We start from the raw sequence: 21,821 nt of genomic DNA on the forward strand, positions 1-21,821 counted from the left end.
GAGCCGGATGAATCGAGAGATTCAAGTCCGGTTCTGAGAGAGCCTGGGGGTGAAATCCCCCTGGGCTACTCACCAGACCGTGGTTAGGGGTCGAAGGTCGGGTGTTGGTCGGGAGCAAAAAACAAGAGCTTGACCCAGTCCTCAAGAAACAAATTACGCCCTCGGATCAGAACGAACTCATTTTGTCATCCTCGTGATCCTGTTCAGGATCTGGACTTTCTAGAAAAGATCTTCTCGGAGGACGGTGGACCGTTGACGGACAACAAATAGGAGTAGGAGCCGTCCTCGGTCCTTCGGCCGGGATCGTGAAACCCGTCCTTCGAAAGAGCAGTTGCAAGTTGTCTGTTCCAGTGTGCCAAGCTCTAGAGTAAAGAAACGTCAGATATCGTCATGAACTTGATTCAGCATCTCGATCATTCTTTTTGTCGAATCTTGTTATTTTCCTCGGTGACCCCTTCTATAGATAGAACAAGTGCGCATAATCGAATCCGCATTCATCAATCAACAGATTGTATTCAACAGAATGGTCTTACCAGCTTAAAATTGAGAATCACCTTCGAAGAAGTTGTGCATGGTAAACAGCTGTAGTCCCTGTAAAAAGCTTACCATCCAAAAAAACAAAGGTCGGATTCTCTTCATCGTATCCCTCTAAAACCGTTCGTCAAATTGATTGGCTGACGTATAATAGTCTTGGTGATAAAGTGAGCTTCAGCAGGTCTTTCTTGAACTCTTTCTATTTTTTTATTTCACATAACCCTACAAAGAGGAGGGATACTACGTTGAGGAACAGAATTATCCTGATTGCGACGTTACTGATGTGCGTGTTGTCTTTTGCCGGGCTCAAAGACATTTCGGCCAGCCCATATTCGGCTGCGATCGAAAAGCTATTTGCCGCGGGGATTGTTGAGGCAGAGGACGATCTCTTCAGTCCGACCGAAGCGCTTTCAAGAGCCGATGCTGCCGAGTGGATAGTAAAGACATTCAAGCTGTCGACCATCAGTTCCATGAAGCTCGAAGAAGAGGTCGAGAAGAAGTTCGTCTACACCGATCCACTAGGAGTAATCGATGAGGCTTTCGTCGTTCCGTCTGCCAAAGATATCATCGATATCGAAGGAGAGGAGTACATCGAGGGGCTCATTAAGGTACGAGCCGAAGATGTCGTCGATGGGCTTTACAGACCATTTGAAGCAGTAACGGGCGCCGAATTCGCGCTCGCAGTAGCCAAGGTTCTATTTGGAGTTGATGAACCAATAGACTATTCGGCAAAGCTCTCACAACTTGTCTATGTGCCGTCCCAGTTGCTCTCTCTGGAAAGACCATTGAGGAGGGAAGAAGCCGCTCAGATTCTTTCGAACTTCGTCGACAATCCAGATTTCAAGATAATCACAATGCTCGCAACCGCAGACATACACGGGCACATAGAGCCTTATTTACCAAGCGGGGCGAAGTACCCAGTAGGCGCGATGGAGAGGATGGCCTACTACGTTAAGACAGAACGAGCAATTCAGCCAAATCTTCTGCTTCTGGACGTTGGAGACGCTCCTTACAACACCAACGTCGCCAACCTCTTCGAAGGAGAGCCGGTAATTAAGATCATGAACATGATGGGCTACGACGCCATGGTTCTCGGTAATCACGACTTCGATTTCCCATTCAACGTGATGGAAAGAAACAGCAAACTTGCGAATTTCCCATTCCTTGGCGCAAATACTTTATACCTTGGAGAATCCCCCTATTTCCTTGAGCCATACATAATAAAAGAAGTCGACGGGGTAAAGATAGCCATTGTTGGGCTTACTGACGACAGCAGCGCCTGGTACACCCATCCAAGGAACGTAGCGGGAATTACCTTCGAAGAACAGTATTCTGCTGCAAAGAGACTCCTGGATGAAGTATCTCCACAGGCAGATTTGGTGGTCGCCCTCGCCCATCTGCACGGTGGCAACAGAGTACTACCAGCAAAGGTTCCCGGCTACGATCTTATATTCGAAGGAGGAAGGGACGTTGTTGCTTTCCCGGAAAAGATAAACGGTAGTTGGGTGATCTCTTCAGGAAAACATGCGGAGCTGATTTCAAAGACGAATCTCAACATCTACAATGGTGAAGTAATTGGGATGAACTTCGCCCACGTATTCATGAGTCAGAACCTTCCGCAGGATGAAGAAGTAGTCGAAGTGGTTCAGAGTTATGTTTCTCAGCTTGACGAAAAGCTCGGTACGGTGATTGGAAAAACCGAGGTTGATCTCGATGGGGAAAGGGGCACGGTAAGGCTGAAGGAATCCAACCTTGCAAACGCGATTGCCGATAGCCTTCGAGAGATGACTGGAACTGACTTTGCCATACAGAACGGTGGAGGAGTTCGAGCCAGTATTCCAGCTGGAGATATTACGATAAAGGATGTCTACACGGTCTTACCATTCGACAACCTTGTCGTCGCCGTAAGAGCAACCGGGAAGCAAATATGGGACGTCCTCGAACACGGAATTTCGGCTTATCCGGCCGCTGCCGGCCAATTCTTACAGGTATCGGGCCTCGAATACACTTTCGACGCATCGAAACCACCGTATGAGCGCTTGATATCTGTTACGTCCAACGGTGTTCCACTCGATCCGGATAAGATGTACACACTCACCGCCAACGACTTCCTAACGGGCGGCGGTGACAAGTTCACCATGTTCCTGGGGATGGAGAAAGTCATTGAAACAAAGTCCTTCCTCAGAGATGCATTTGCAGAATACATCGAAAGACACGGAACAATCGCTCCCGTCAACGAGGGAAGAATAACTATTATCAACCCGGCCAATTAATCAGAATCGCCAGTCGAACGGAGAGGGAAACCTCTCCGTTTTTCTTTGGCCTGCACACTCAACACGAGATCTGAATTTCGCCAGGTTATACTACCGTTTGAGAAAAGCCTTCAATAGTGAGAGTGAGTGATTGACATCCAGCGCTTCAATAACTGCATTACTTTCATGTGTTTTTCTTCTTCACAGATACCTTGGAATCATTGTTTACGTTTCGAAATCAGATCTCCAATTATGGAGGCTCATCTGATAGCTGATTTCTGAAAGACACTTCCTATATTCACTATCGCCTTGGATGACGGATTGTAACTTGAAGTTCCTCCCATCAGTAGAGTGATCTATAATTGGAGGGTCACGCCAGACAGTGAGCAAAAGGGGGCAGATATGAGGAAGCAAATCACGTTGTGGATGGTTTTAATCTCTATCATTGTGCTTCTTTCTATTCTTCCCGTAAGAATATTTGCCGGTCAAATCGAGATAGTACGTGATTCATGGGGAGTAGCACACATCTATGCCGACAATGACTCTGAACTATTTTTCGGGGCGGGCTATGCCACTGCGGGGGATCGTACGTTTCAAATGGAACTTTCAAGGAGAAAAGTTGCCGGGACGCTATCCGAGATTTACGGCAAGGACTTGCTCGAGTCCTGCAAGCTCATGCGCACACTCGGTCTCTACAAACACGCGCAGGAGTTTCCTGATGTTCAGAATCCTTTTTCGGGATTAGTTGCCAGTGCAAGTCATTTGTCCGTCAGAGACTGGTACCCGTATTCTCTAACTATAGGAACCGGAGAAACCGGCCATAACCCAAGAAGTATAAGGCTTTACGAGCCCCTTGATGATCAAAACGAATTCACTTTCGAGAGCTTTTCGGAGATTCATCGAGATAATGTCTCGGCAATTGCCAGAGATTTTCTATCTCTCGCAGGCATTTTGTCTGAGAAGAACCTTCTGTCACAGAATTCAACGAGGCTTCTTAATGCCCTGAGTCATTGGGACTATCGCCTTTTGAAGAACAGCAGAGCGGCCGATGTTGCCGAGACTGTAGTGCGGGAAATGCATCGCAGTCTGTGGCCCAATACGGTCACTGCTCTTGTTGCCTCGAAATACAGCGGGCGCCATTCCGGAAATATCTTCCTACTTCGTTCTGCCCTGGAAGAGTTTGAAAGAACTCAGAAGTTGCCGGAAGAGGAAGAATTGGCAGTCTGGGTCAACCAGTTACTTGAGGCTTCGGCTGGCAGTCTTCGAGAGGCCGTTTCTCAAGTTAGAAAGGTGGTTATGGTTTATCAGACTAATCTTGAAGGCCTCCCCTTGATTTACCCAGATGCGAATCGAAAAGCGCCCGATCTCGTAACCACCTCGGGAAATACCATCTGGTCGCAACTGGGAAACTCTTACACACAGATCGTCGACCTTTCAAACATAGACAAGTGCAGAGCGTTTCTGACACCAGGAGCTTCAGAAGATCCACGCAGCCCCCATTTCTTCGATCAGGTCGAACTATGGGTTACCGGAGAAACCAGACCCGCTTCTCTGAGTCTAGAAGAAGTCATGAAATATGTAGAATCGATTGAAACACTTTTTTCGCCAATCAATAAGACTATGCGTCAATTGGGGTCCGACTGAAAATGGAGAATCGAAGTTGCTTTTCACTGAGACTGAACGGGCTCACAAAATACCTTGAAGGGCTGAATCTGCAGAATCTAGCTCTTGAAAAGGTTATGTCGGGGAAGGCCGATTGCATACTGATTCTCCTTGAACATGAACCAGTCCTTACCGTGGGCAAATCTGGCGGAAGAGAGAATCTTCTCGTAGATGAAAGCGAGCTTGAGAGACTGGGGGTAGAGCTCCAAAGTACCGGTAGGGGAGGAAACATAACTTATCACGGTCCGGGACAGGTTGTTGCATACCCCGTTCTGAACCTTGGGAAATGGAAGAAAGATCTTCCATGGTACGTGCACTCTCTCGAAGAGGTAGTAATTAGAGTGCTGGAAGATTATGGCATTGAAGCCGGAAGGAAACCGGAATACAGGGGCGTCTGGGTAAAAGAAACAAAGATTGCCGCTGTCGGTATCGCCGTAAAAAGATGGTTCACAATGCATGGATTTGCCCTGAACGTACGGGTGAATAAGGAACATTTCAAACTGATCAATCCCTGCGGCATAAAAGACTATACGATTGCATCGATGGACGATTTTGTGGATAGTGTTGATTTACATGAGATCATAGAGAGTGTGGAAGAAAAATTTTCTCTTGTCTTTAAGAGCAAACTGATAGAAGTTTCGAGAGAATGGCTGGAGAGTGGTCAAAGTGAAGGAGAAACCAGACTGGCTTAAGAAGAAGCTCAATGCCGACAGGAGTAAGCTTAGCGAAATAAAGGTCATGTTGCGAAGCCTGCGTCTTCATACCGTGTGCGAAGAGGCGAGATGTCCAAATATGGGAGAGTGTTTTGCATCCAGAACCGCTACATTCATGATACTTGGAAATATCTGCACAAGGAACTGTCGATTCTGTGCAGTCTCAAAGGGAATACCAGGCTCTCCAGATCCAAAGGAGCCGGAGAACATTTCCCACGCCGTCCATCTTCTCCAACTGAGACATGCTGTGATCACCTCGGTTACCAGGGACGATCTTAACGATGGTGGCGCTTCTCAATTCGTCGATGTAGTCCGTGAACTGAGAAAGAACTGTCCAAATACGACAATCGAGCTACTGATTCCTGACCTAAATGGTAACTGGAAGGCTCTCGAAAGAATCGTTAGAGAGCATCCGGACGTTTTGAATCACAATATAGAGACCGTACCTTCTCTGTACGCCAATGTAAGACCCGGAGCAACGTACGAGCGTTCTATCGGTCTCTTGAGGAGAGTGAAGGAAATTGACTCTTCGATAATTACCAAATCTGGAATAATGGTGGGCCTTGGTGAGCGCGAAGACGAGGTTAAGTCAGTAATAAAGGACCTGTCTGATGCAGGCTGCAGAATGTTGACTATTGGTCAGTATCTGCAGCCATCTCATAAGCACCTTCCGGTAGTCGAGTATATTACGCCGGAGCAGTTTGAAGGCTACAGAATCTTCGCTCTTGAGAGAGGCTTTTCGTTCGTCGCATCGGGTCCTCTCGTTCGTAGCTCCTATCATGCCGCTCTTGGCTTCTCAAGTTTGCGCTAGAGAGCGTTTTTCAACAGCATTGTTTCTGAACTTTTGTTACTTTCAAATCTATCGTTCACAGTTTGTCGGGCAGAATTGAAGATTGCTATTTTGTAATCCTCCAAATATTTGCTTCGCAAGAGTCGCCGTGATACGATTTGCTTAAGATATTCTCCATGTTTGACTAGTTACTTGAGTGAATACAGGACTCTGTATGTTTCTAATGACCGTTTTGGGGAGTTGTGATTATGGATGGATTTTGTATAGAGAGTGCCGATCAGATTCGAGAACTATGGTCAAAGACTTACAACACAGAAGGGAAACCTGACTGGTCCCACATTCTACCGTACTACGACGACAACATTCTCTTTAAAGACACGATCCAGGAAATCCGGGGAATCGAAGAATTCAAGAAAATGACCGAAAGACTTGCCGAGAGATCCAAAGAGCTGAAAATGGCCGTTCTTAGAGTCATTAAGGAAGACAACGTGGTCTTTGTCGAATGGGAGATGACGATACTCTTCAAGAAGACGAGGACTTCCGTGATTTATGGTGCGAGCCGTCTCTCTATTAGTGAAGGGGGAAAGATAATCGAGCAGAGAGATTACTATGACCTTTGGGGTGATATCTTCGACAACATACCCTCATTCAGAAAGCCTTACAGGCGTTTCATGAGAAAACACTTCGGGTAGGTTTTGCACATGGAGAGAGGCAAGAAACCCATCCGCAAATACTGGAAACAATACAAATGGTCCAACATTCGAGCTATGATTAGGAACAACAAGTCTGATCCAAAGATCTGCAATGATGCTTTTGAGGGTCGCCTAATGGTCATTACCGGAGGCACTTCGGGTATTGGATACTACACATGCAGGAAGTATGCAAGCCACGGAGCGAGGATTCTTTCCATAAATCGAAACAGGGAAAAATCGGAAAGGCTTTGCGACGAACTCAAACGCGACTTCGGCGTTCAGTGTTCATATATGATAGCCGACTTCAGCAGTCTAGACGATAGCCTGAGAGTCGGTAAAGAGCTCTCTACGATGGGAGATACCATAGATGTCTTGATACACAACGCTGGAGTCTTTCTGAAGCGCAAAGAACCTACAAAGGAAGGCTTTGAAACGACTTTCGTAGTCAATTATCTCTCCTCATTCGTCATAAACTATCTAATAAGAGAGAAGCTGAAAGCTCAGGGAAGCGGACGCATTCTGATTGTGAATTCGGAAGGCCATCGATTTGCCGTCTGGGGAATAGAAACGGAGGACCTTAACTGGCAGAAGAGACGTTACACTGGCCTTAAGGCCTACGGCTCTGCAAAGACTTGCCAGCTGCTTAGCATGCTTATTCTTAATCAGTACTTCGAAGGAAGCGGAGTCACAATAAACGCAATGCACCCCGGTGCAGTCAAGACGGGTACGGGAAAGGAAAATGGAGCACTATACAAATGGTATAAGAGAAATGTTGTCGACAGATTCTCCCGTACGCCGGAAATCTCGGCAGAAGCCCTTTACTATCTTGGTGTTTCCGGTGATCTCCAGGATGTCGGCGGAAAGTTCTTCAATCTAACCACGGAAGAGATTCCCGCCCCTCCCGCACTCGACATGGAAACAGCTAAAAAACTCTGGCAGGAAAGCCTACGAATGGGGGGCATCGATGACGGAAATCTATGACGCGATAATAGTTGGCGGTGGAATAGCCGGAATGACCAGTGCCGCATATATTGCAAAGCACGGAGCTAGAGTCCTCTTGTTGGAGAAGAACGAGAAGTGTGGGGGCCTGATCAACTCCTTTTGGAGAGATGGCTTCCTCTTCGACGGCGGTGTGAGGGCGCTCGAAAGCGCGGGAATTATTCTCCCCATGCTGAGGGAGCTTGGGATTGAAATCGAAAGAGTCAAGAGTCCGGTATCTGTGGGGATCGAAAACAGTGTTATACGTGTGACCTCGAAGGAAAGTTTAAAGGAGTATTCAGATCTTCTTAGGAAGATGTATTCTGGAAGCGAGGATGAAATCGAGAGAGTCGTTTCATTCATAAAGAGAATCATGAAGGACATGGAGATTCTCTACGGAGTCGATAATCCCCTTTTCATGGACTTCAAGAACAACAAGTCGTATTTTGTCAAAGTGTACCTGCCCTGGCTGTTCAAGTTCCTTTTCACCCTCCGAAGAATTGGAAAATTCAGGATGCCGGTCGAGGAGTTCCTCGAAAAGATTGTCCAAGACAGTTCTTTGAGAGACATCATTGATCAGCACTTCTTCAAGAACACACCGACTTTTTTCGCCATGAGTTATTTCTACCTATATCAGGATTACTTCTATCCGAAGGGTGGAGTTGGAGCTATGGCGGAACGCGTAAAAGAAAAGATAATCCAGTTCGGTGGGGAAATCGAGACGGGTAGGGAAGTGACAGAGGTCCATGCCGAGAAAAAAGTAATCGTGGATAGCAATGGAAGATCCCATAAATACAAGAAGCTTGTGTGGGCTGCCGACCTAAAGAAGCTCTACTCCATTGTAAAAACAGACGGCCTGCACGAGACCGCAACGGAAACGGTCAACGCATTCAGATCAGAGATATCGAAGAAACATGGGACCGATTCTATCTTCAGCGTCTTCATCGCGGTCGACGAACCGCCTGAGAAATTTGAAGCGATCTCCAGCGGGCACTTCTTCTATACCCCTTCAAAGAAAGGCCTTGGCGAGACTCATCGCAGCGAAATGAAGTCCATTCTGGAGAACTGGTCTGTAAATTCAAGAGAAGAAGTCTTGAGCTGGCTTGACAGGTTCTGCAAACTGAGCACCTACGAGATTTCGATCCCCGTTCTCAAGGACAGAGACCTAGCCCCACAAGGAAAGACCGGTCTTATTGTAAGCACACTCTTCGAATACGATATAGTGAAGAAAGCGTATGAGTCCGGCTGGTACGGAGAGCTGAAAGAAGAGCTAGAAAAGAGAATAATCGAAGTTCTATCTAATTCAATCTACCCGATTCTGAAAGACAGGATTCTCTTTTCATTTTCCAGCAGCCCGCTTTCAATAGAGAGTTACTCCGGCAGCACTGAAGGCTCGATTGTAGGATGGTCTTTCGAGGAACCGATACCAGTTGTAGCCAGTATGATGAAGGTAAACAGCTCGGTCAAAACGAAAATACCGGATGTTCTTCAGGCCGGCCAGTGGGCTTATAGCCCTGCAGGTGTACCGATAAGCATCCTTACGGGAAAGCTGGCAGCCGATTCCGTGATAAAGAATTTGAATAGGGACCGATCCGGCGGCTAAAGACCATTACGTTGTCTGTAGACCAGCGACAGTGGTCTTCGCACATATAGAAGATCGCCTCTTTGGATAAATAGATGATTGTCTCGACAATCGAGTAATGAAGGAAAGAATACTATGAATATCAACAGTTGGGTTCCAGATAATTCCGAAAAGGGCACTGGACTGATTATAAAGCACCGGGGCCTTTACCTCTTTCAGGTTTCTGGAAGGAAGCATCGAACAGAGTTCGGAGAAAGGTTCTTCGCCGGAATCGGTGGCCACTGTGAAGAAGGCGAGGGGTTCATCCAGGCAGCAAAACGCGAAGCAGTCGAAGAGACTGGAAAGGCCGTCGAAATAATTCATTCAGCGAGAACGGATATAGTTCAACCGGACGGAAGCGTTGTTGACACAATCGAACTTACTTCACCCGCCCCCAGAATGATCTACGAAATGTTAGATCGACGAAAAGACTTACCCGAGAAAGAGCCATACTTCATCGCTTGCTTTAATGCGCATTTTGCAGATGACACTCCCTTCGAACTCGACCCCGAAGAGGTCAGCGCTTTAATTGCCATACCGGAGGAATTGCTCTGCGAAAGTCTTGAGCGCAAGATAGCACTTGAAGATATAATCTCCTCGGGGGGAGAGGTTGTCGCCGGCTCTCTAGAGACCGGAACTTTTCTCTTTCCCCTAGGAACGGCAGCGGCTCTTGCACATCTCTTGAAAAGAGCCAAAGAGCTTTCGGAGGTTGATGATGACGTGTGAAGTATTGCTTCTTGGAAATCCGTTGCTCCGCGAAAAATCCTCTACCGTCACTGACTTTCGAAGCCAGGAGACGATAGGCCAGATCGTCTTGCTCAAACAGGCCCTTGATGAATTCAGAAAAGAAAATGGCTTTGGTCGCGGAATTTCAGCCCCGCAAATCGGCATTCTTAAGAGAATCGTTGCGCTCAATCTAGGTCAAGGAAGTTTTGCAATTATAAACCCGCGAATAGTCAACCGCAGTAGGGCTACATTTACAATGTGGGATGACTGCATGTCCTTTCCAAATCTGCTCATTAGGCTCGAAAGAAGCCTTTCGATAGATGTCGTGTATGAAGATGAAAGGGGAATCGAACACGAGTGGAAGGGGGTCGATCAGGCAAGATCGGAGCTGCTTCAGCATGAGATAGACCACCTCGACGGCATTCTCGCTATAGATCACGCATTAGATGCCAAAAGTATCATATACCGCTCGGAATATGAAAGGAATCGCGAATACTACGATCGCCTTGTGAACTACAGCATCGAGCCGACAATTTCAGATTAACCTATTGAATCAGAGAACGATATTCATTGCCTGAAGCCAGTGACGAGCAATGAGGGCGTGTCCCTCGGGAGTGGGGTGAACACCGTCTTTGGCCCAGAATTCCGGCTCGCATCTCGCAGATGCAGCAGCGAAAATTCCATCGAGCGGAAGATAAATCGCTCCAAATTCCCTTGCAACTCTCCTGATTATCTGGATCTTCGGTCCAAGATCTTCAGTCCATCTCTCCATCCCTGAGAAGACTGGAAGGAAGAAGGGTTCCATTATTATCACAGATGCTCCCTTTGACCTGACCGATTCCAGCAGATACCTGTAGTCGTTTTCGAAGTCCTCCGGCTCCGTTTTATCGTTGCTGTCGTAGAGGCGCCAACAGTCGTTTATACCCACAAGTATCGAAACCCAGTCAGGAGAGAGATCAAGGCAATCAACTTCCCAGCGTCTGCGAAGATCCCGTACCCTATCTCCTCCAACGCCTCTGTTCAGAAACTCGATTCTCAGTTCCGGATGCGCAGAACCCACGAGTCCGGAGATAATTGCAGGATAACCGTCCCCAAGAGAGTAGAAGTCCTCTCTGTCCCTATCAGTATCATTCACGCTATCCCCTTGAAAGAGTACTCTTTGACCTTCTCTAAGAAACACTCTCTTCATCCCCCTGCTTATGAATAGACAGTATACTTCCAAAAAACTGCGAAGACTAATCAGAGCAACCTACAAGGAAATTTTCTCCCTGTATCTTCCCTCGATCCAGTCTCTGGCGATCCTGTGGGCAAGGTCGACATCATAGCTTCCTTTGACGGCCGCCGAATAGATAAACCCGGCATTGAAGGAATCCCCGGCTCCAATCGTATCCACAACGTTCTCTGACCTTTCGGTCGAATACTCTTTTGAACTGTCTCTAGAGATCATGAGCGAACCTTCAGAGCCCATCTTCACCATCGCATTACTGGTGAACTCCCTCTGAAAGCTTTCCACGGCGCTGGAAATCGAAGCTTCTTGTGTCACCTCGATTAGTTCGGCTTCGTTGGGTAAGAACCAGTCTAATGAATTCAGCAAGCTCCTTATCTGAGGTCTGAATGACTTCCAGCCGTCTGGAGGCCATCCTGGATCCATGTAGATGACGTTATCATCATTGAGAGATTCCAGAAGGGCCTTCAAGTCTCCCCTTCTCAAACCGTTAAGAACATTGATTCCACAAAACAGGATATGTGCGCCTTTGACGTTAGTAAGCTTATTGCTAACAAAGTCAACATCCATGAAACGCATGACAGATTCGTCGCTCAAGAAGCTTCTCTCACTGCTTGTATGAGTTATCGCAACTGTATGAGGAGTCTTGCCTTCGATGAGGGCAAGCCCTTCGACGGAAATTCCCATTTGAATGAATCGTTGCTCTAAGGCCTTCCCGAAGAGATCATTTCCGGCTACAGTAACTACTTCCACAGGTACTCCAAGGTCGGCGAGCACAACAGCTGTGTTGGCCGCCTGCCCGCCGATACGCATATCAACAGTATCTACTCCTATCTCCGTTCCCCATTCTGGCCAGTCGTCAATCGGACCTGCTATGATATCGACATCAACGTTGCCAACGATAACTACTCTGCCCATTTCACCACTCTCTTCTCCGATATCTGCGGGTATGAATCATCAGTTCCGAATGATTATAGCATCCGTAAAAAATGCGGAATTCTGAAATGAAGTGTTATTAACCGTTGCAGGCCGTTATCTCAAAAGACACTGAAAAGTGAAAGTTAACAAAATCCTTATAGCCGGAGAAATCAACAGAAAAAAGCAAAAACGCCGGCTATACGAATCTGCAAGAAAGATGCATTTATTCCCTACAAGCGACCATTAATCTGAAATTTATGAAGACGCTTCAGCCCTTATGGCATTCACTGCAGCAATGAATGCAGCCATCGACATTTGGGTATATCTCTCTCGCCTTCTGAAGGGCTCCGAAGCAGTTAACGAAATCTCCCAGCCTTGTCTTCGATTTTACTTCTTTGAGCCTATCGCAGTACTCCGTATGAATTTCATGTTCTCCGGTCGGCTTTGCGTTGTCATCTACGTAGTAAATCACTTCACAACACCTCCTTCAAACAAATACTTCATAGCCGAAGAAAGAGTTTATCTAGAACGTCTCACACCAAAATTATAGCACTTGGTGCTCTTCACAAGAATGAGATCAGGTCCACGTACGTCCAAGACGACGTTTCCGAATCTTTCGCATCTATGCATCCTGAATGGGCGATATTCTTTCAACCTTTTTTGAAGCGAGATCCTACAAATTCCAAGCCAATTAAGACGACAGCAAATCCCAAGTTCATGACCGCTAACTCGCTTGTAAGACTTTGCTTGTAAAGACTTATAATATACAGAAAACTGGCGCAATCTTTCTGTGAAGCCTCGTTCCTGTTAATTTCTTAGTATATAATCAAGCGGGGGGTTTCCCCGGCTGGTTTTTTCATCTCTAAGATGCTTCCTTTGTTCTCAAAGAAACTTCATCTCTTCAAAAAAAGATCTCGATTGCAATTGTACAGCTCCTTGAAGACTTCCTTCCTCTCGAAAATGTATTCTCTGAATTCGTTCCAGGGTTCGACAATGACATATCTCTTTGATTTTGTCTACGACTTCCGAGAGACTCGATTCCGAAAACGCCGACAAAGCAATTAGTCCGGCACCGCTAGCAGAGTCGTATTCTTGCGGTCAAACCAAGAGTTCACGATCGAGCACCGTGGCGATCAGCCCGAGGAGAACCTCGTTCCTAGTTCCTCCTCCAGAGGCACAAATTTGGCCTGGTTCAAGTGCCGTTCTCTTTATCTCATCGCTTATCATGCTGATGTCAATTGCTATGGATTCAAACAACGCGGAGAGTATACTCTCCCTGTCCGTTTCCATAGAAAGGCCAAAGAAGACTCTCTTGAGTAGATTTAATTTAATGCTTTACGCCTTAGGAACTCGCACATGTTAAGCTTTTACAGTTCTTAATTAATCAGGAAAAATATCAAAGAGGATTTGAAGGCCAAAAGCTTTGTTCGATCTACATAGGTAATGAATTAAACGAATTATTTCTGTAGAATAACTACTACGATTGACACGTCTCAAAGAAACGATTTTATCAACGAGTATCCATATTCCTTTGTGATCCATTGTCCCTTTGTCATTGTGAATCTAATATTCAGTGATGTCTCCAAGAGACCTAACTGGGTATTACAGATGAAACTCTGTCGAGTTTACCAAAGGATTCAAGAGTACTTCTATGCCGGAAGACTCTGACCGCTTCTTTCGTTGTCCTCATGTAAATTCTAGAGATCCGGAGCAAGACTCATTCACGTTTATCGAAACCCTCTTCAAAAAGTAGATGTATTATCTGAGATACACCCTAAGTATTTCTTTGCTGGGAGATGATGCCAGTTATATAATAAATACCCACATGGTTGCTTCGTTCCTGAATGAAAAGCAACCTGTCTCTTTCAAGGAGGAGTGAGAAAATGCTTGAGAAAAGGAAGAGTATCGCGACTGTTCTCTTGATCTTACTTGCCTTTTCAAGTTTGTTATTCTCTGCAACTGGCAAGACTGTTCACAACCTCGTTATTATGGGTACGACAGACATGCATCAGTACATTATGCCCTACGACTACATGGGGGATAAGCCGAATGAGAGTATTGGTCTCGCAAAGGTTTTCACACTCATTGAAAAGGTCAGAAGCGGAAACGCAAACACTCTGCTGTTCGATACGGGCGACTTTATCCAGGGAAGTCTAGTAGGAGACTACGAGGCCGATGTTAATCCTCCTGAAGGCTTTGATTTTCAGACAATCGTGCGGGCTTATAATTATATTGGCTATGATGCCGTTTCGGTAGGGAATCATGATGTCACTGACTTTGGTCTCGAGTTTTTTGAACGTGCAAGAAGCAACTCTGTCTTCCCCTGGGTCTCCGCAAATATCAGAATGGCCGAAGATCCAAAGGATTTTTTGGTGAATCCCTTCGTCATTCTTGAAAGGGAAGTGGACGGAATCCCAATTAGGATAGGTGTGATAGGCTTCACACCTCCACAGATAATGAGCTGGGGAAGGCGTCATCTAGAAGGAACCGTGTTCACCCAGACAATTATAGAACAGGCGGAGAAACACATTCCTGTTCTTAAAGATCAGTCGGATCTCGTTGTTGCAGTTGCTCATACCGGAATATCCACAGATGAAATAACAAGCTATGATGCTCAGGAGAATGCGGCTTATTACCTCGCTCAGGTCGAAGGAATCGATGCAATGATTCTCGGTCATCAGCATTCCCATTTCCCTGGCGATTTCGCAGATATCGAAGGCATCGATAACGACAAGGGGCTGATCTTTGGTGTTCCGACTGTACAACCCGGTTCCTGGGGTTCGCATTTAGGTATCATTAATCTCGATCTAGCTTATGACTGGACTACTGGAGACTGGGAAGTACTAGATGGTTCAGCTTCGCTTGTTCCTGTAACTCCTGAAGTTGAGACTCATCGGCAGCTTGCTGAGCTGGTTGCTCAAAAACATGAAGCAACTATTGAGTATGTAAGGACTCCAATAGGCTGGACCGACACCGAGATAACTTCCTATTTCTCAAGAATCATTGATAACCCAGTCACACAGATCATCAATGAAGCCCAAATATGGTGGGCAGAGCGTGAATTCGCTGGAACTGAATACGAGTGGCTTCCTGTTCTTAGTGCTGCAGCACCTTTCATTGCCGGCAGGCAGGGTCCAACATATTTCACACACGTTCAAGGAGACATAACGATCGGCTCGATAACAGACATTTACATCTATCCGAACACTATCTATGTGGCAAAACTCAACGGAGAACAGATAAAAGACTGGCTCGAGGCGTCGGCAAACAACTTCAACCAGATTGACCCATATTCCACAGAACCGCAGCATATTGTCAACTACGATTTTAGGGAATACAACTTTGACGTAATCGAGGGAATCGATTATGTTTACGACATAAGCAGGCCTGCTGGCCAGCGCCTGATTTCTGCGACCTTTGAAGGCAATCCGCTTGATGCGTCAATGGAGTTCTTGGTAGTGACAAACAACTACAGAGGGAGCGGAGGAGGAAATTTTCCACATGTGGCAGACAACGTAATTCTGGCGACAACCGAGATAAATCGTGAAGCCATAATCAAGTACATACAGTACATAGGTGAAATTGATCCAGTTCCGACGAACAACTGGAAAATCTTGCCGATTGACACGGCTGGGCCACTTCTGTACCGTTCTTCTCCCGAAGGCGTGGGATACATCGAGAGGAATGCAATACGAGGAATAGAGTTCCTTGAAGTCGATGAGGCGGGATGGGGAATCTATGAAGTTGATTTGGTAGAACTCGCTAAATACCTTGAAGATACGGTAATGCAGGAAGTTAAGTAGCTTACTTTTAGAAAACGGGCCCCTTACGGGGCCCGCAATTTATTTTCTGTCATTTCGATCTGAAACTACAATTACGGAGCCCTGTGACTATTGTTGAGGAGCGATGGTCTCCAACTCAGAAAGAAAGTAGTTTCTCTCCTGCTCATCCTCGATTAGATCGGCCGCTTCTCTTGCCAGTTTCATATACTCATCCATACGGTCGCGTTTTCCTACGATCATGTAGGCTCTTGCAACGGCTTCATAGCCAAAGGCAAGATCGAAACCACTTATAGCATTGTCGGTGCAAAACTTAAGTGAAAGCTCTCCGTGATACAAGGCCGACTCTGCCATGTTCAGTAAAGAGTAAACTCTGGACACCTGCCACTCACCCCTTGCAAATTCGATCGGGGTACCTACTACTCCCCAGTGGAAGCGAGATGCGTGAGCGGCATGTATCATAAGAAGGTCATCTTCTGCAGTTCTGTCTTTCTTATCTATTAGGTCCCATGTAAGGTTGAAGTTCACTATCGCCTGCTTTTTGTGCCATTCCTGCTCCGTAAGCTTTTCGGAATCCATAACAACCATCCTTTCTAGGATAATTCTGTCTTCCTCCCGCATCCCAATTCTATCACTGGTAACAAGGAGAGCAATTAGCTGGAGCGACTCACGAAGAATTCAAGGTACCTGAAGAGGCTAGATTAGTAGCAATAGCCATTCGGCGAATTGGAAAGCCCTTATTGTGCAAGAGAGAAATCTCGAGGGTGATTTGCATGCTCCAATATTGAACAACACAGAATCCTTAATCCCGTTCTGTAACTCAATCCCTTAAGAAGATTGATTTATAAGAACTTTAGCTCTATTCAGAACTCATCAAAGAAATTTCAAACTGATTAAGTGAGACTATGTTTCAAGCATTATATCAAGATCCACCCATTGAGAATAAGAGATCAAGAGCATCGAGAATTCTTTCAGCTTTGTCGACCACTATCAGCTGTACCCCGGTTTGCTCCGAGAGCGCGGAGAAATACTCACTTGGCCCTTCCGGCGACACCAGGATTATGTAGTCGACTTTTGGCATAAGCAAATCGAACGACGGCCTCGGATCGCTATCTGGTGAAGTGAAGCCACCTTCAATGTGAACTGCCACGACGGGAACTCCTCGCGCTTTCGCTATCGATATGAGCTGTTCTATTCTGTGGATCTCCTGCCCTACATCGATTTTCTCAACACCGCATAAGGTATATAGATCCCCCTCGACCATGGCACCGGGGGCAATAAAGAGTGTTCCGGGTGCATTTTCCGAGTCGAGCTTCTCCATGAACTCTTCGGGTTTCAACTGAAGGATGTTCTCGTAATCAATTCCGTTCATTTCACAGACTAGAGCGAGAACGTCTGATGCTGCACCGTCGCCTATCGCCGTTGCAATAATCGGCGGTCTTGCAAGAGGCTCGATAGCGCCTGCGTAAAGCGGCGAAATTAGAAACGCGATGAATATGACTGATAAAAACAATGACATCTTTGATTTCATGTATTCCCCTCCACAATCTTCGGTGTCAGTGTCAAGACACAGCATAGAAACAGTCCTTCTCATGCAAACAACAAAGAATTTAATATGACTAATTTTATCAAATTTAACTCTTATCTGCATAAGGACAGCTTTCTTCGCTTGAAATCCCCATTCTGTTGCTCTCAGTTAGAGCTCGAATATCTAAGAGAAGCATCCAGAAACTCATTCACTCTAGAAAGATAACAACTCTGCGCTACGTAGTCCATAAATTATATAAATAGAACACATTTCATCGGTTTTATTGACAGTATGCTGGGATATTCCTATCAAAAGTTTGATAGCATTGTTGAAAATCATCTTGTTCGTGACGACCACCGTGACAGCTCTTGAAAAGAGCCTGGATTACTATACATCACAGAAGGAAACCAAATCCAAAATGGAATGCACAATCACATTCGATGATGAAAGAGAAATAATCAAGAGTCACTGTCCTCAGATCGATTCAAATGAGAAGCTCTATGAGTTCATTGAAGAAAGAGACATTCAGAGAAAGATAGAGGAATGGCGAGATATTCTTCACAGGCTTTGAAAGAAATCTTTTCACAGGGATCTCGATCTAGTGGAGCAGAATCCAGATTGGGCCGATGACTTCACCGAAGCTGTGAAATTCGTTCTTTCACAATATGGGCGGAAGAGACAGGCGGGCTTTGCCGAGTTCAAGTGTGACTGGAGCGGGCTATTTGATCCCAGAGAGTTCCTGGTCGAATACTCGGTCGAGGTTTCAAAATCAGATCTTCCGGATGAAGACAATCTAAAGATCTGGCTTCCCCTTCAGCTGAACAGGTTAGGACAGGACATGATCGAGATAATTGGCATAGTCCCGGCCGAAACCCTTGTCGACTATCCTAGGACCGATGGGAAGATTGCCTGCATGCTTCTTTCTTTTGATCTAGGCTCACTGGGGAGGATCTAGCCATAAAAATAGTGTTCTCTTTCAGGCATTTCAGGCAGGAATTCGACGTCGATCCTTCGCAAATCGGAGAATATGACATGGAAAGCCCTACATACATGGAGAGTACCCTTTCTACCGAATCAATTTATTACAACGAAGAGATGAAGGACCTTGTCGGAAGGATCGTCGGAGAAGAGAAAAACCCATATCTTCAGGCAGACTTCTTTACGATTACGTCGTAGAGAATATCTACTACAGTCTAATTGCCCAAGCTTCTCTAGAGGCGGAAGGTATTCCAGAAAGCCTTTTTGCTATGGAACACGGATATGGAGATTATGGAATGCAATCAATTTTTCTGCCGCTCAATTGGAATACCGGCGAGAAAACCCGGGGGGGGGTTCACCTCTCTTTTCCGGGCTGAATTTCATCTCCCTAGTTACGGCTGGATTCCAGTAGATACTTCAGTAGGACAGGGTGTAATGTACTCTGTCGGTGTAACTGAGGAAGGGAGCAGAATCTATAAGGATTTCTACTTCGAGAACTTCGATCCGCTGAGAATGGTAGTTCAGAATTCAGTTGACACAATACCAGAAGAAAGACCGAACGATGTTCAGTCTCTGGAAAAGGTAATGCAGTTCCCATTTTTCGAGAGCGAATTCGGAAATGAAAACCTTGGAGTTAGCGATCTGATAACCTACAGTTTTACGATCAGAGCTCTCCCGATGAGATAAAACATACAACGCCTTCAAGTGGTATTCTGATATCATTAGCCTAGACTTGATTAAAGTCTTATGCCCGTTGGATATTAGAAAAGAGGTGGAGACTATGAAAAAGGGCATTTTTCTCGCCGTCGTCGGAGCGGCAATGATTATAGCTGGTTTGTTCCTGCCGATAGTACGTTTCCCAGGAGGAGGCGAAGCAACCTATTTCAACGGCGGAGATCTATATGGCGCACTAACAATGGCAATTGCTATCTTTGCGGGTATCATGGGAATCGTGAAAATGAGATCTATGGTCTTTCTTTCCGGACTTGCTTCGATTGGCGTTGTAATAGCGAGGTTGATTACCGTGATTAGGGACCTTCCCGACGAGAATTCTTTGAGAACACAGTTTAAAGAGCTTATTCAGAGCAATGTTCCCGGTAGTTCTGGAGAGGAAATAGCGAATATCATCGGTGGACCGCAACTTCACTGGCTTGGTTGGGCAGTACTTCTTGCGGGAGGTGTTGTGGTTCTCTTCGCCGCCTTCATCTCTTCAAGAGAATAATGGGGCTTATCTCCCGCCTTGGTTAGGATTTTCAAATGCTATCTATACGACGCGCATGACATGACTGCAATACTCATGGTGAGCGAATTATCAACAAGGTTGAAGAGTCGAGTGGCGGCAGACAAAAAAACCAAGACTCCCGATTTTTTTTGTAATTTCTAATAGATGATAGAAACATTTCGATTCTAGATGATGACTGGAGGTATTAGATGATTCGAACGGACAAATACCCAAACTGCGGCTCACTGGACATTGGAAAGGGTTACTGGTCAGGTTTTGCGGCTCTTATGCCTTTAGGAAAGCCTCTTTCGATGGGATCTAAGGTTATAGTGCGCGTTTGCAGAGAATGCGGACATATTTTCGATCTTCAGGCAGAAAAGCCCGAGAAGTTCTGATCTTTTCTGTTTAGGGGTTCCATAAAAGTTTCAGATTAAACTTGTATTCAAGAGCCTTAGTAAGCTTCGCGGAGATAATCCGATATCTTCGACCAAATCTCTTTTACTCTTTCGAACTGCTCGTAGTGTTTCTCGACCGACTTATGATACTTGTTCAGCTCTTTGGAAATGTTGTAGAACGAATCGGTACCAAAGTACGATGAAATAGAAGGTAATGTTTCCCTAAGGTTGATCTTCATCTCTTCAATCTTGTTCGAATAGTTGTCGCGATCGGTTATGTAAAGAAGCAAAGGCTTGTACCTGATCCATCCAATGCAGGATCTGTAGAAACGTCTAACTATATCTCTCGAATCGGCTCTTATAGGTCTGAGACCGGTTGGGAGAACACCCATCAAAATGTGGTTGTACGTTGAGAATGCGTTATGAAATGCGTAACTTGGCACTTTGAGCACCCTCCTGTCGCTCAGACAGGTACTCAAGAAAGTATCTTCACCTCTCGCTCCAGGTGGATTATAGAAGGGGAAAAGTCTGCCTGGATCTTTTAGATTTAGACAGAGATTCGATCCAGAGATGAATTTGGCATGATTTACCTCTTCAACTTCAAAGATTTCACCACTGTTCAGTATTTTCGGATCGGCGTACGATACTCCTCCGGCAACTATAAGTCTTTTGAGAGTCTCCCACTTGACTATGTCGTTGCTAATTGCCTCAATGAAGAGTCTGAAAGTATCCTCCGGTAGTGCTGGAGAAAACTCTATGAAGGGGATCGGAGAAATGTATCCACAGTGATAACCGTAGGTGATGTCGGCTTGATCAATGTAGTTCAAGTGAGTTTTCAGAAGATGCTGGCCCATCCACGAAACAGAGCCCATGTAGTTCGTAACGGCAACTGGATACTCGTCATCGTCAAGATAGAGCAGGCAATCGATGTGATTCTTCAGAGCGCTGTACAGAACGATATTTCTCTGGGAAGCATATCCTTTTGCAAAAACCAAAGAAGCTTCTTCCGAATCGACAATCCCGCGCTTAATGAGCGACCTCTTTTCTTCTTCAACTTCCTTCTGACCTATGAAATGTTTGGAGAACAGTAATTCGTCCACACTGGAACTGATCTTGGTGTAATTTGCCTTCTTTGTATTCTTGTAATTCAGATCATACGCAACAAATAGATTCAGCGTTAGTTCTTTGCTGTCAACCAGTTCAGACTCTTTCCAGTTGTAGACGTAGCTACGCAAAACTCTCTGAAAGTGCCTTCGCCCCGTCGCAAAACCTATTCCAACCTTTGTTCTGCCGTCATTCAAATAGGTCTCTCCCTCTAGAAAGTAGATAACTATCTGGTATCGATAACCATACAGGTTCGATTGATTTTAGCACGAGCAGTGTTTTCGAATAGAAGCCAAAGCCATAAAGAATTATCAATAGGCACTTGAAACCAAAACGGCAATTAAACCTGAAGAGCTTTTGAACAGTTTCTTCAGATCGCACACGTGCCAACCTACAGTGTTGCAATAAAAGAACCGATAGCCCCGCAATTACGGGAAAATTATCTCCTGTGACAACCAGGCGAGCAGTATTTGCAGCCGCATACGTTCGGATAGATATCACTTGCCTTCCTAATCGCATCCTGACAGTTATCATAATAGCCAAGATAAGTCTTTGACTCTACTCTTGCCAGCTCAACACAATCACCAGTGTGAACCTCGTAGTCACCCGTCGACAAAACGGAGTCACCAACATAATAGTGCTTGTAAGACATTTCAGATTCCTCCTTGCCCTGACGGATAAGCCAAACCAGTTAAGCATCAGGA

At 45.7% G+C, this 21,821-nt stretch carries 24 protein-coding genes; 16 read left to right on the forward strand and 8 right to left on the reverse strand.

Annotated elements, in window-relative coordinates:
• Nucleotides 1-779: 779 nt before the first annotated feature.
• From Y696_RS11815 to Y696_RS11855, 9 genes are all read left to right on the forward strand, one after another.
• Complete coding sequence (locus Y696_RS11815; protein WP_121510639.1) at nucleotides 780-2,807, forward strand: 5'-nucleotidase C-terminal domain-containing protein; 2,028 nt, start codon at nucleotides 780-782, stop codon at nucleotides 2,805-2,807.
• Nucleotides 2,808-3,188: 381 nt separating this feature from the next.
• Entirely contained in the window at nucleotides 3,189-4,430 is a 1,242-nt protein-coding gene (locus Y696_RS11820; RefSeq protein ID WP_121510640.1) for a penicillin acylase family protein, read from the forward strand.
• 2 nt (nucleotides 4,431-4,432) lie between these two features.
• A complete protein-coding gene (gene lipB / locus Y696_RS11825) occupies nucleotides 4,433-5,140 on the forward strand; it encodes a lipoyl(octanoyl) transferase LipB (protein ID WP_121510641.1) in 708 nt (235 codons plus the stop codon).
• Nucleotides 5,115-5,972 (forward strand): lipoyl synthase, encoded by an 858-nt coding sequence (gene lipA / locus Y696_RS11830; protein ID WP_014731848.1) that lies wholly within the window; start codon nucleotides 5,115-5,117, stop codon nucleotides 5,970-5,972. Before lipB ends, lipA begins: the two co-directional genes overlap by 26 nt.
• A 227-nt stretch (nucleotides 5,973-6,199) precedes the next feature.
• Nucleotides 6,200-6,643, forward strand: a complete 444-nt coding sequence (locus tag Y696_RS11835) for a nuclear transport factor 2 family protein (RefSeq protein WP_014731849.1) — start codon at nucleotides 6,200-6,202, stop codon at nucleotides 6,641-6,643.
• A gap of 9 nt (nucleotides 6,644-6,652) precedes the next feature.
• On the forward strand, nucleotides 6,653-7,624 hold the full coding sequence (locus Y696_RS11840; protein WP_121510642.1) for an SDR family NAD(P)-dependent oxidoreductase: 972 nt from the start codon (nucleotides 6,653-6,655) through the stop codon (nucleotides 7,622-7,624).
• Nucleotides 7,608-9,224 (forward strand): NAD(P)/FAD-dependent oxidoreductase, encoded by a 1,617-nt coding sequence (locus tag Y696_RS11845; protein WP_121510643.1) that lies wholly within the window; start codon nucleotides 7,608-7,610, stop codon nucleotides 9,222-9,224. Before Y696_RS11840 ends, Y696_RS11845 begins: the two co-directional genes overlap by 17 nt.
• Nucleotides 9,225-9,338: 114 nt before the next feature.
• On the forward strand, nucleotides 9,339-9,968 hold the full coding sequence (locus Y696_RS11850; RefSeq protein WP_121510644.1) for an NUDIX domain-containing protein: 630 nt from the start codon (nucleotides 9,339-9,341) through the stop codon (nucleotides 9,966-9,968).
• Complete coding sequence (locus Y696_RS11855; protein ID WP_259459943.1) at nucleotides 9,958-10,512, forward strand: peptide deformylase; 555 nt, start codon at nucleotides 9,958-9,960, stop codon at nucleotides 10,510-10,512. Before Y696_RS11850 ends, Y696_RS11855 begins: the two co-directional genes overlap by 11 nt.
• Before the next feature lie 9 nt (nucleotides 10,513-10,521).
• On the opposite strand, the gene Y696_RS11860 is transcribed toward Y696_RS11855, so the two are convergent.
• From Y696_RS11860 to Y696_RS14515, 4 genes are all read right to left on the reverse strand, one after another.
• Nucleotides 10,522-11,148 carry an SGNH/GDSL hydrolase family protein gene (locus Y696_RS11860; protein WP_121510646.1) on the reverse strand — a complete coding sequence of 209 codons (627 nt, stop codon included), beginning with the start codon at nucleotides 11,146-11,148 and terminating at the stop codon, nucleotides 10,522-10,524.
• Between the two features lie 69 nt (nucleotides 11,149-11,217).
• Nucleotides 11,218-12,111 (reverse strand): carbohydrate kinase family protein, encoded by an 894-nt coding sequence (locus Y696_RS11865; RefSeq protein ID WP_121510647.1) that lies wholly within the window; start codon nucleotides 12,109-12,111, stop codon nucleotides 11,218-11,220.
• Nucleotides 12,112-12,379: 268 nt separating this feature from the next.
• Complete coding sequence (locus Y696_RS11870; protein WP_121510648.1) at nucleotides 12,380-12,583, reverse strand: hypothetical protein; 204 nt, start codon at nucleotides 12,581-12,583, stop codon at nucleotides 12,380-12,382.
• Between the two features lie 626 nt (nucleotides 12,584-13,209).
• Nucleotides 13,210-13,443: an FGGY-family carbohydrate kinase gene (locus Y696_RS14515; RefSeq protein ID WP_409071685.1), complete on the reverse strand. Its 234-nt coding sequence runs from the start codon at nucleotides 13,441-13,443 to the stop codon at nucleotides 13,210-13,212.
• Nucleotides 13,444-13,994: 551 nt separating this feature from the next.
• Between Y696_RS14515 and Y696_RS11880 the strand changes: the two genes are divergently transcribed.
• The gene (locus tag Y696_RS11880) at nucleotides 13,995-15,914 is read left to right on the forward strand and encodes a bifunctional 2',3'-cyclic-nucleotide 2'-phosphodiesterase/3'-nucleotidase (protein WP_121510650.1); all 1,920 of its coding nucleotides are present in this window, start codon (nucleotides 13,995-13,997) and stop codon (nucleotides 15,912-15,914) included.
• A gap of 87 nt (nucleotides 15,915-16,001) precedes the next feature.
• Here the strand turns inward: Y696_RS11880 and Y696_RS11885 are convergent, their stop codons facing one another.
• Both Y696_RS11885 and Y696_RS11890 read right to left on the reverse strand, forming a co-directional pair.
• Nucleotides 16,002-16,469: a hypothetical protein gene (locus Y696_RS11885; RefSeq protein ID WP_183084228.1), complete on the reverse strand. Its 468-nt coding sequence runs from the start codon at nucleotides 16,467-16,469 to the stop codon at nucleotides 16,002-16,004.
• A 343-nt stretch (nucleotides 16,470-16,812) separates the two neighbouring features.
• Nucleotides 16,813-17,421: a DUF6305 family protein gene (locus tag Y696_RS11890; RefSeq protein WP_259459944.1), complete on the reverse strand. Its 609-nt coding sequence runs from the start codon at nucleotides 17,419-17,421 to the stop codon at nucleotides 16,813-16,815.
• 325 nt (nucleotides 17,422-17,746) lie between these two features.
• Between Y696_RS11890 and Y696_RS14375 the strand changes: the two genes are divergently transcribed.
• From Y696_RS14375 to Y696_RS11920, 6 genes are all read left to right on the forward strand, one after another.
• The gene (locus Y696_RS14375; RefSeq protein ID WP_259459567.1) at nucleotides 17,747-17,989 is read left to right on the forward strand and encodes a hypothetical protein; all 243 of its coding nucleotides are present in this window, start codon (nucleotides 17,747-17,749) and stop codon (nucleotides 17,987-17,989) included.
• Between the two features lie 30 nt (nucleotides 17,990-18,019).
• Nucleotides 18,020-18,373 (forward strand): hypothetical protein, encoded by a 354-nt coding sequence (locus tag Y696_RS11900; RefSeq protein WP_121510653.1) that lies wholly within the window; start codon nucleotides 18,020-18,022, stop codon nucleotides 18,371-18,373.
• A gap of 77 nt (nucleotides 18,374-18,450) precedes the next feature.
• On the forward strand, nucleotides 18,451-18,594 hold the full coding sequence (locus Y696_RS14105) for a hypothetical protein (protein WP_183084229.1): 144 nt from the start codon (nucleotides 18,451-18,453) through the stop codon (nucleotides 18,592-18,594).
• Nucleotides 18,595-18,687: 93 nt separating this feature from the next.
• The gene (locus Y696_RS14110; RefSeq protein ID WP_183084230.1) at nucleotides 18,688-19,083 is read left to right on the forward strand and encodes a transglutaminase domain-containing protein; all 396 of its coding nucleotides are present in this window, start codon (nucleotides 18,688-18,690) and stop codon (nucleotides 19,081-19,083) included.
• A gap of 94 nt (nucleotides 19,084-19,177) precedes the next feature.
• A complete protein-coding gene (locus Y696_RS11915; RefSeq protein ID WP_121510656.1) occupies nucleotides 19,178-19,618 on the forward strand; it encodes a hypothetical protein in 441 nt (146 codons plus the stop codon).
• A 209-nt stretch (nucleotides 19,619-19,827) separates the two neighbouring features.
• Nucleotides 19,828-20,013 (forward strand): transcription initiation factor TFIIIB, encoded by a 186-nt coding sequence (locus Y696_RS11920; protein WP_121510657.1) that lies wholly within the window; start codon nucleotides 19,828-19,830, stop codon nucleotides 20,011-20,013.
• A gap of 56 nt (nucleotides 20,014-20,069) precedes the next feature.
• Here the strand turns inward: Y696_RS11920 and Y696_RS11925 are convergent, their stop codons facing one another.
• Nucleotides 20,070-21,314, reverse strand: coding sequence for a hypothetical protein (locus Y696_RS11925; RefSeq protein ID WP_121510658.1), 1,245 nt, complete (start codon nucleotides 21,312-21,314; stop codon nucleotides 20,070-20,072).
• Nucleotides 21,315-21,556: 242 nt separating this feature from the next.
• The gene (locus tag Y696_RS11930) at nucleotides 21,557-21,769 is read right to left on the reverse strand and encodes a hypothetical protein (protein ID WP_099772346.1); all 213 of its coding nucleotides are present in this window, start codon (nucleotides 21,767-21,769) and stop codon (nucleotides 21,557-21,559) included.
• Nucleotides 21,770-21,821: the final 52 nt, after the last annotated feature.

The organism is Mesotoga sp. H07pep.5.4, from assembly GCF_003664935.1.
GTDB lineage: Bacteria > Thermotogota > Thermotogae > Petrotogales > Kosmotogaceae > Mesotoga > Mesotoga prima.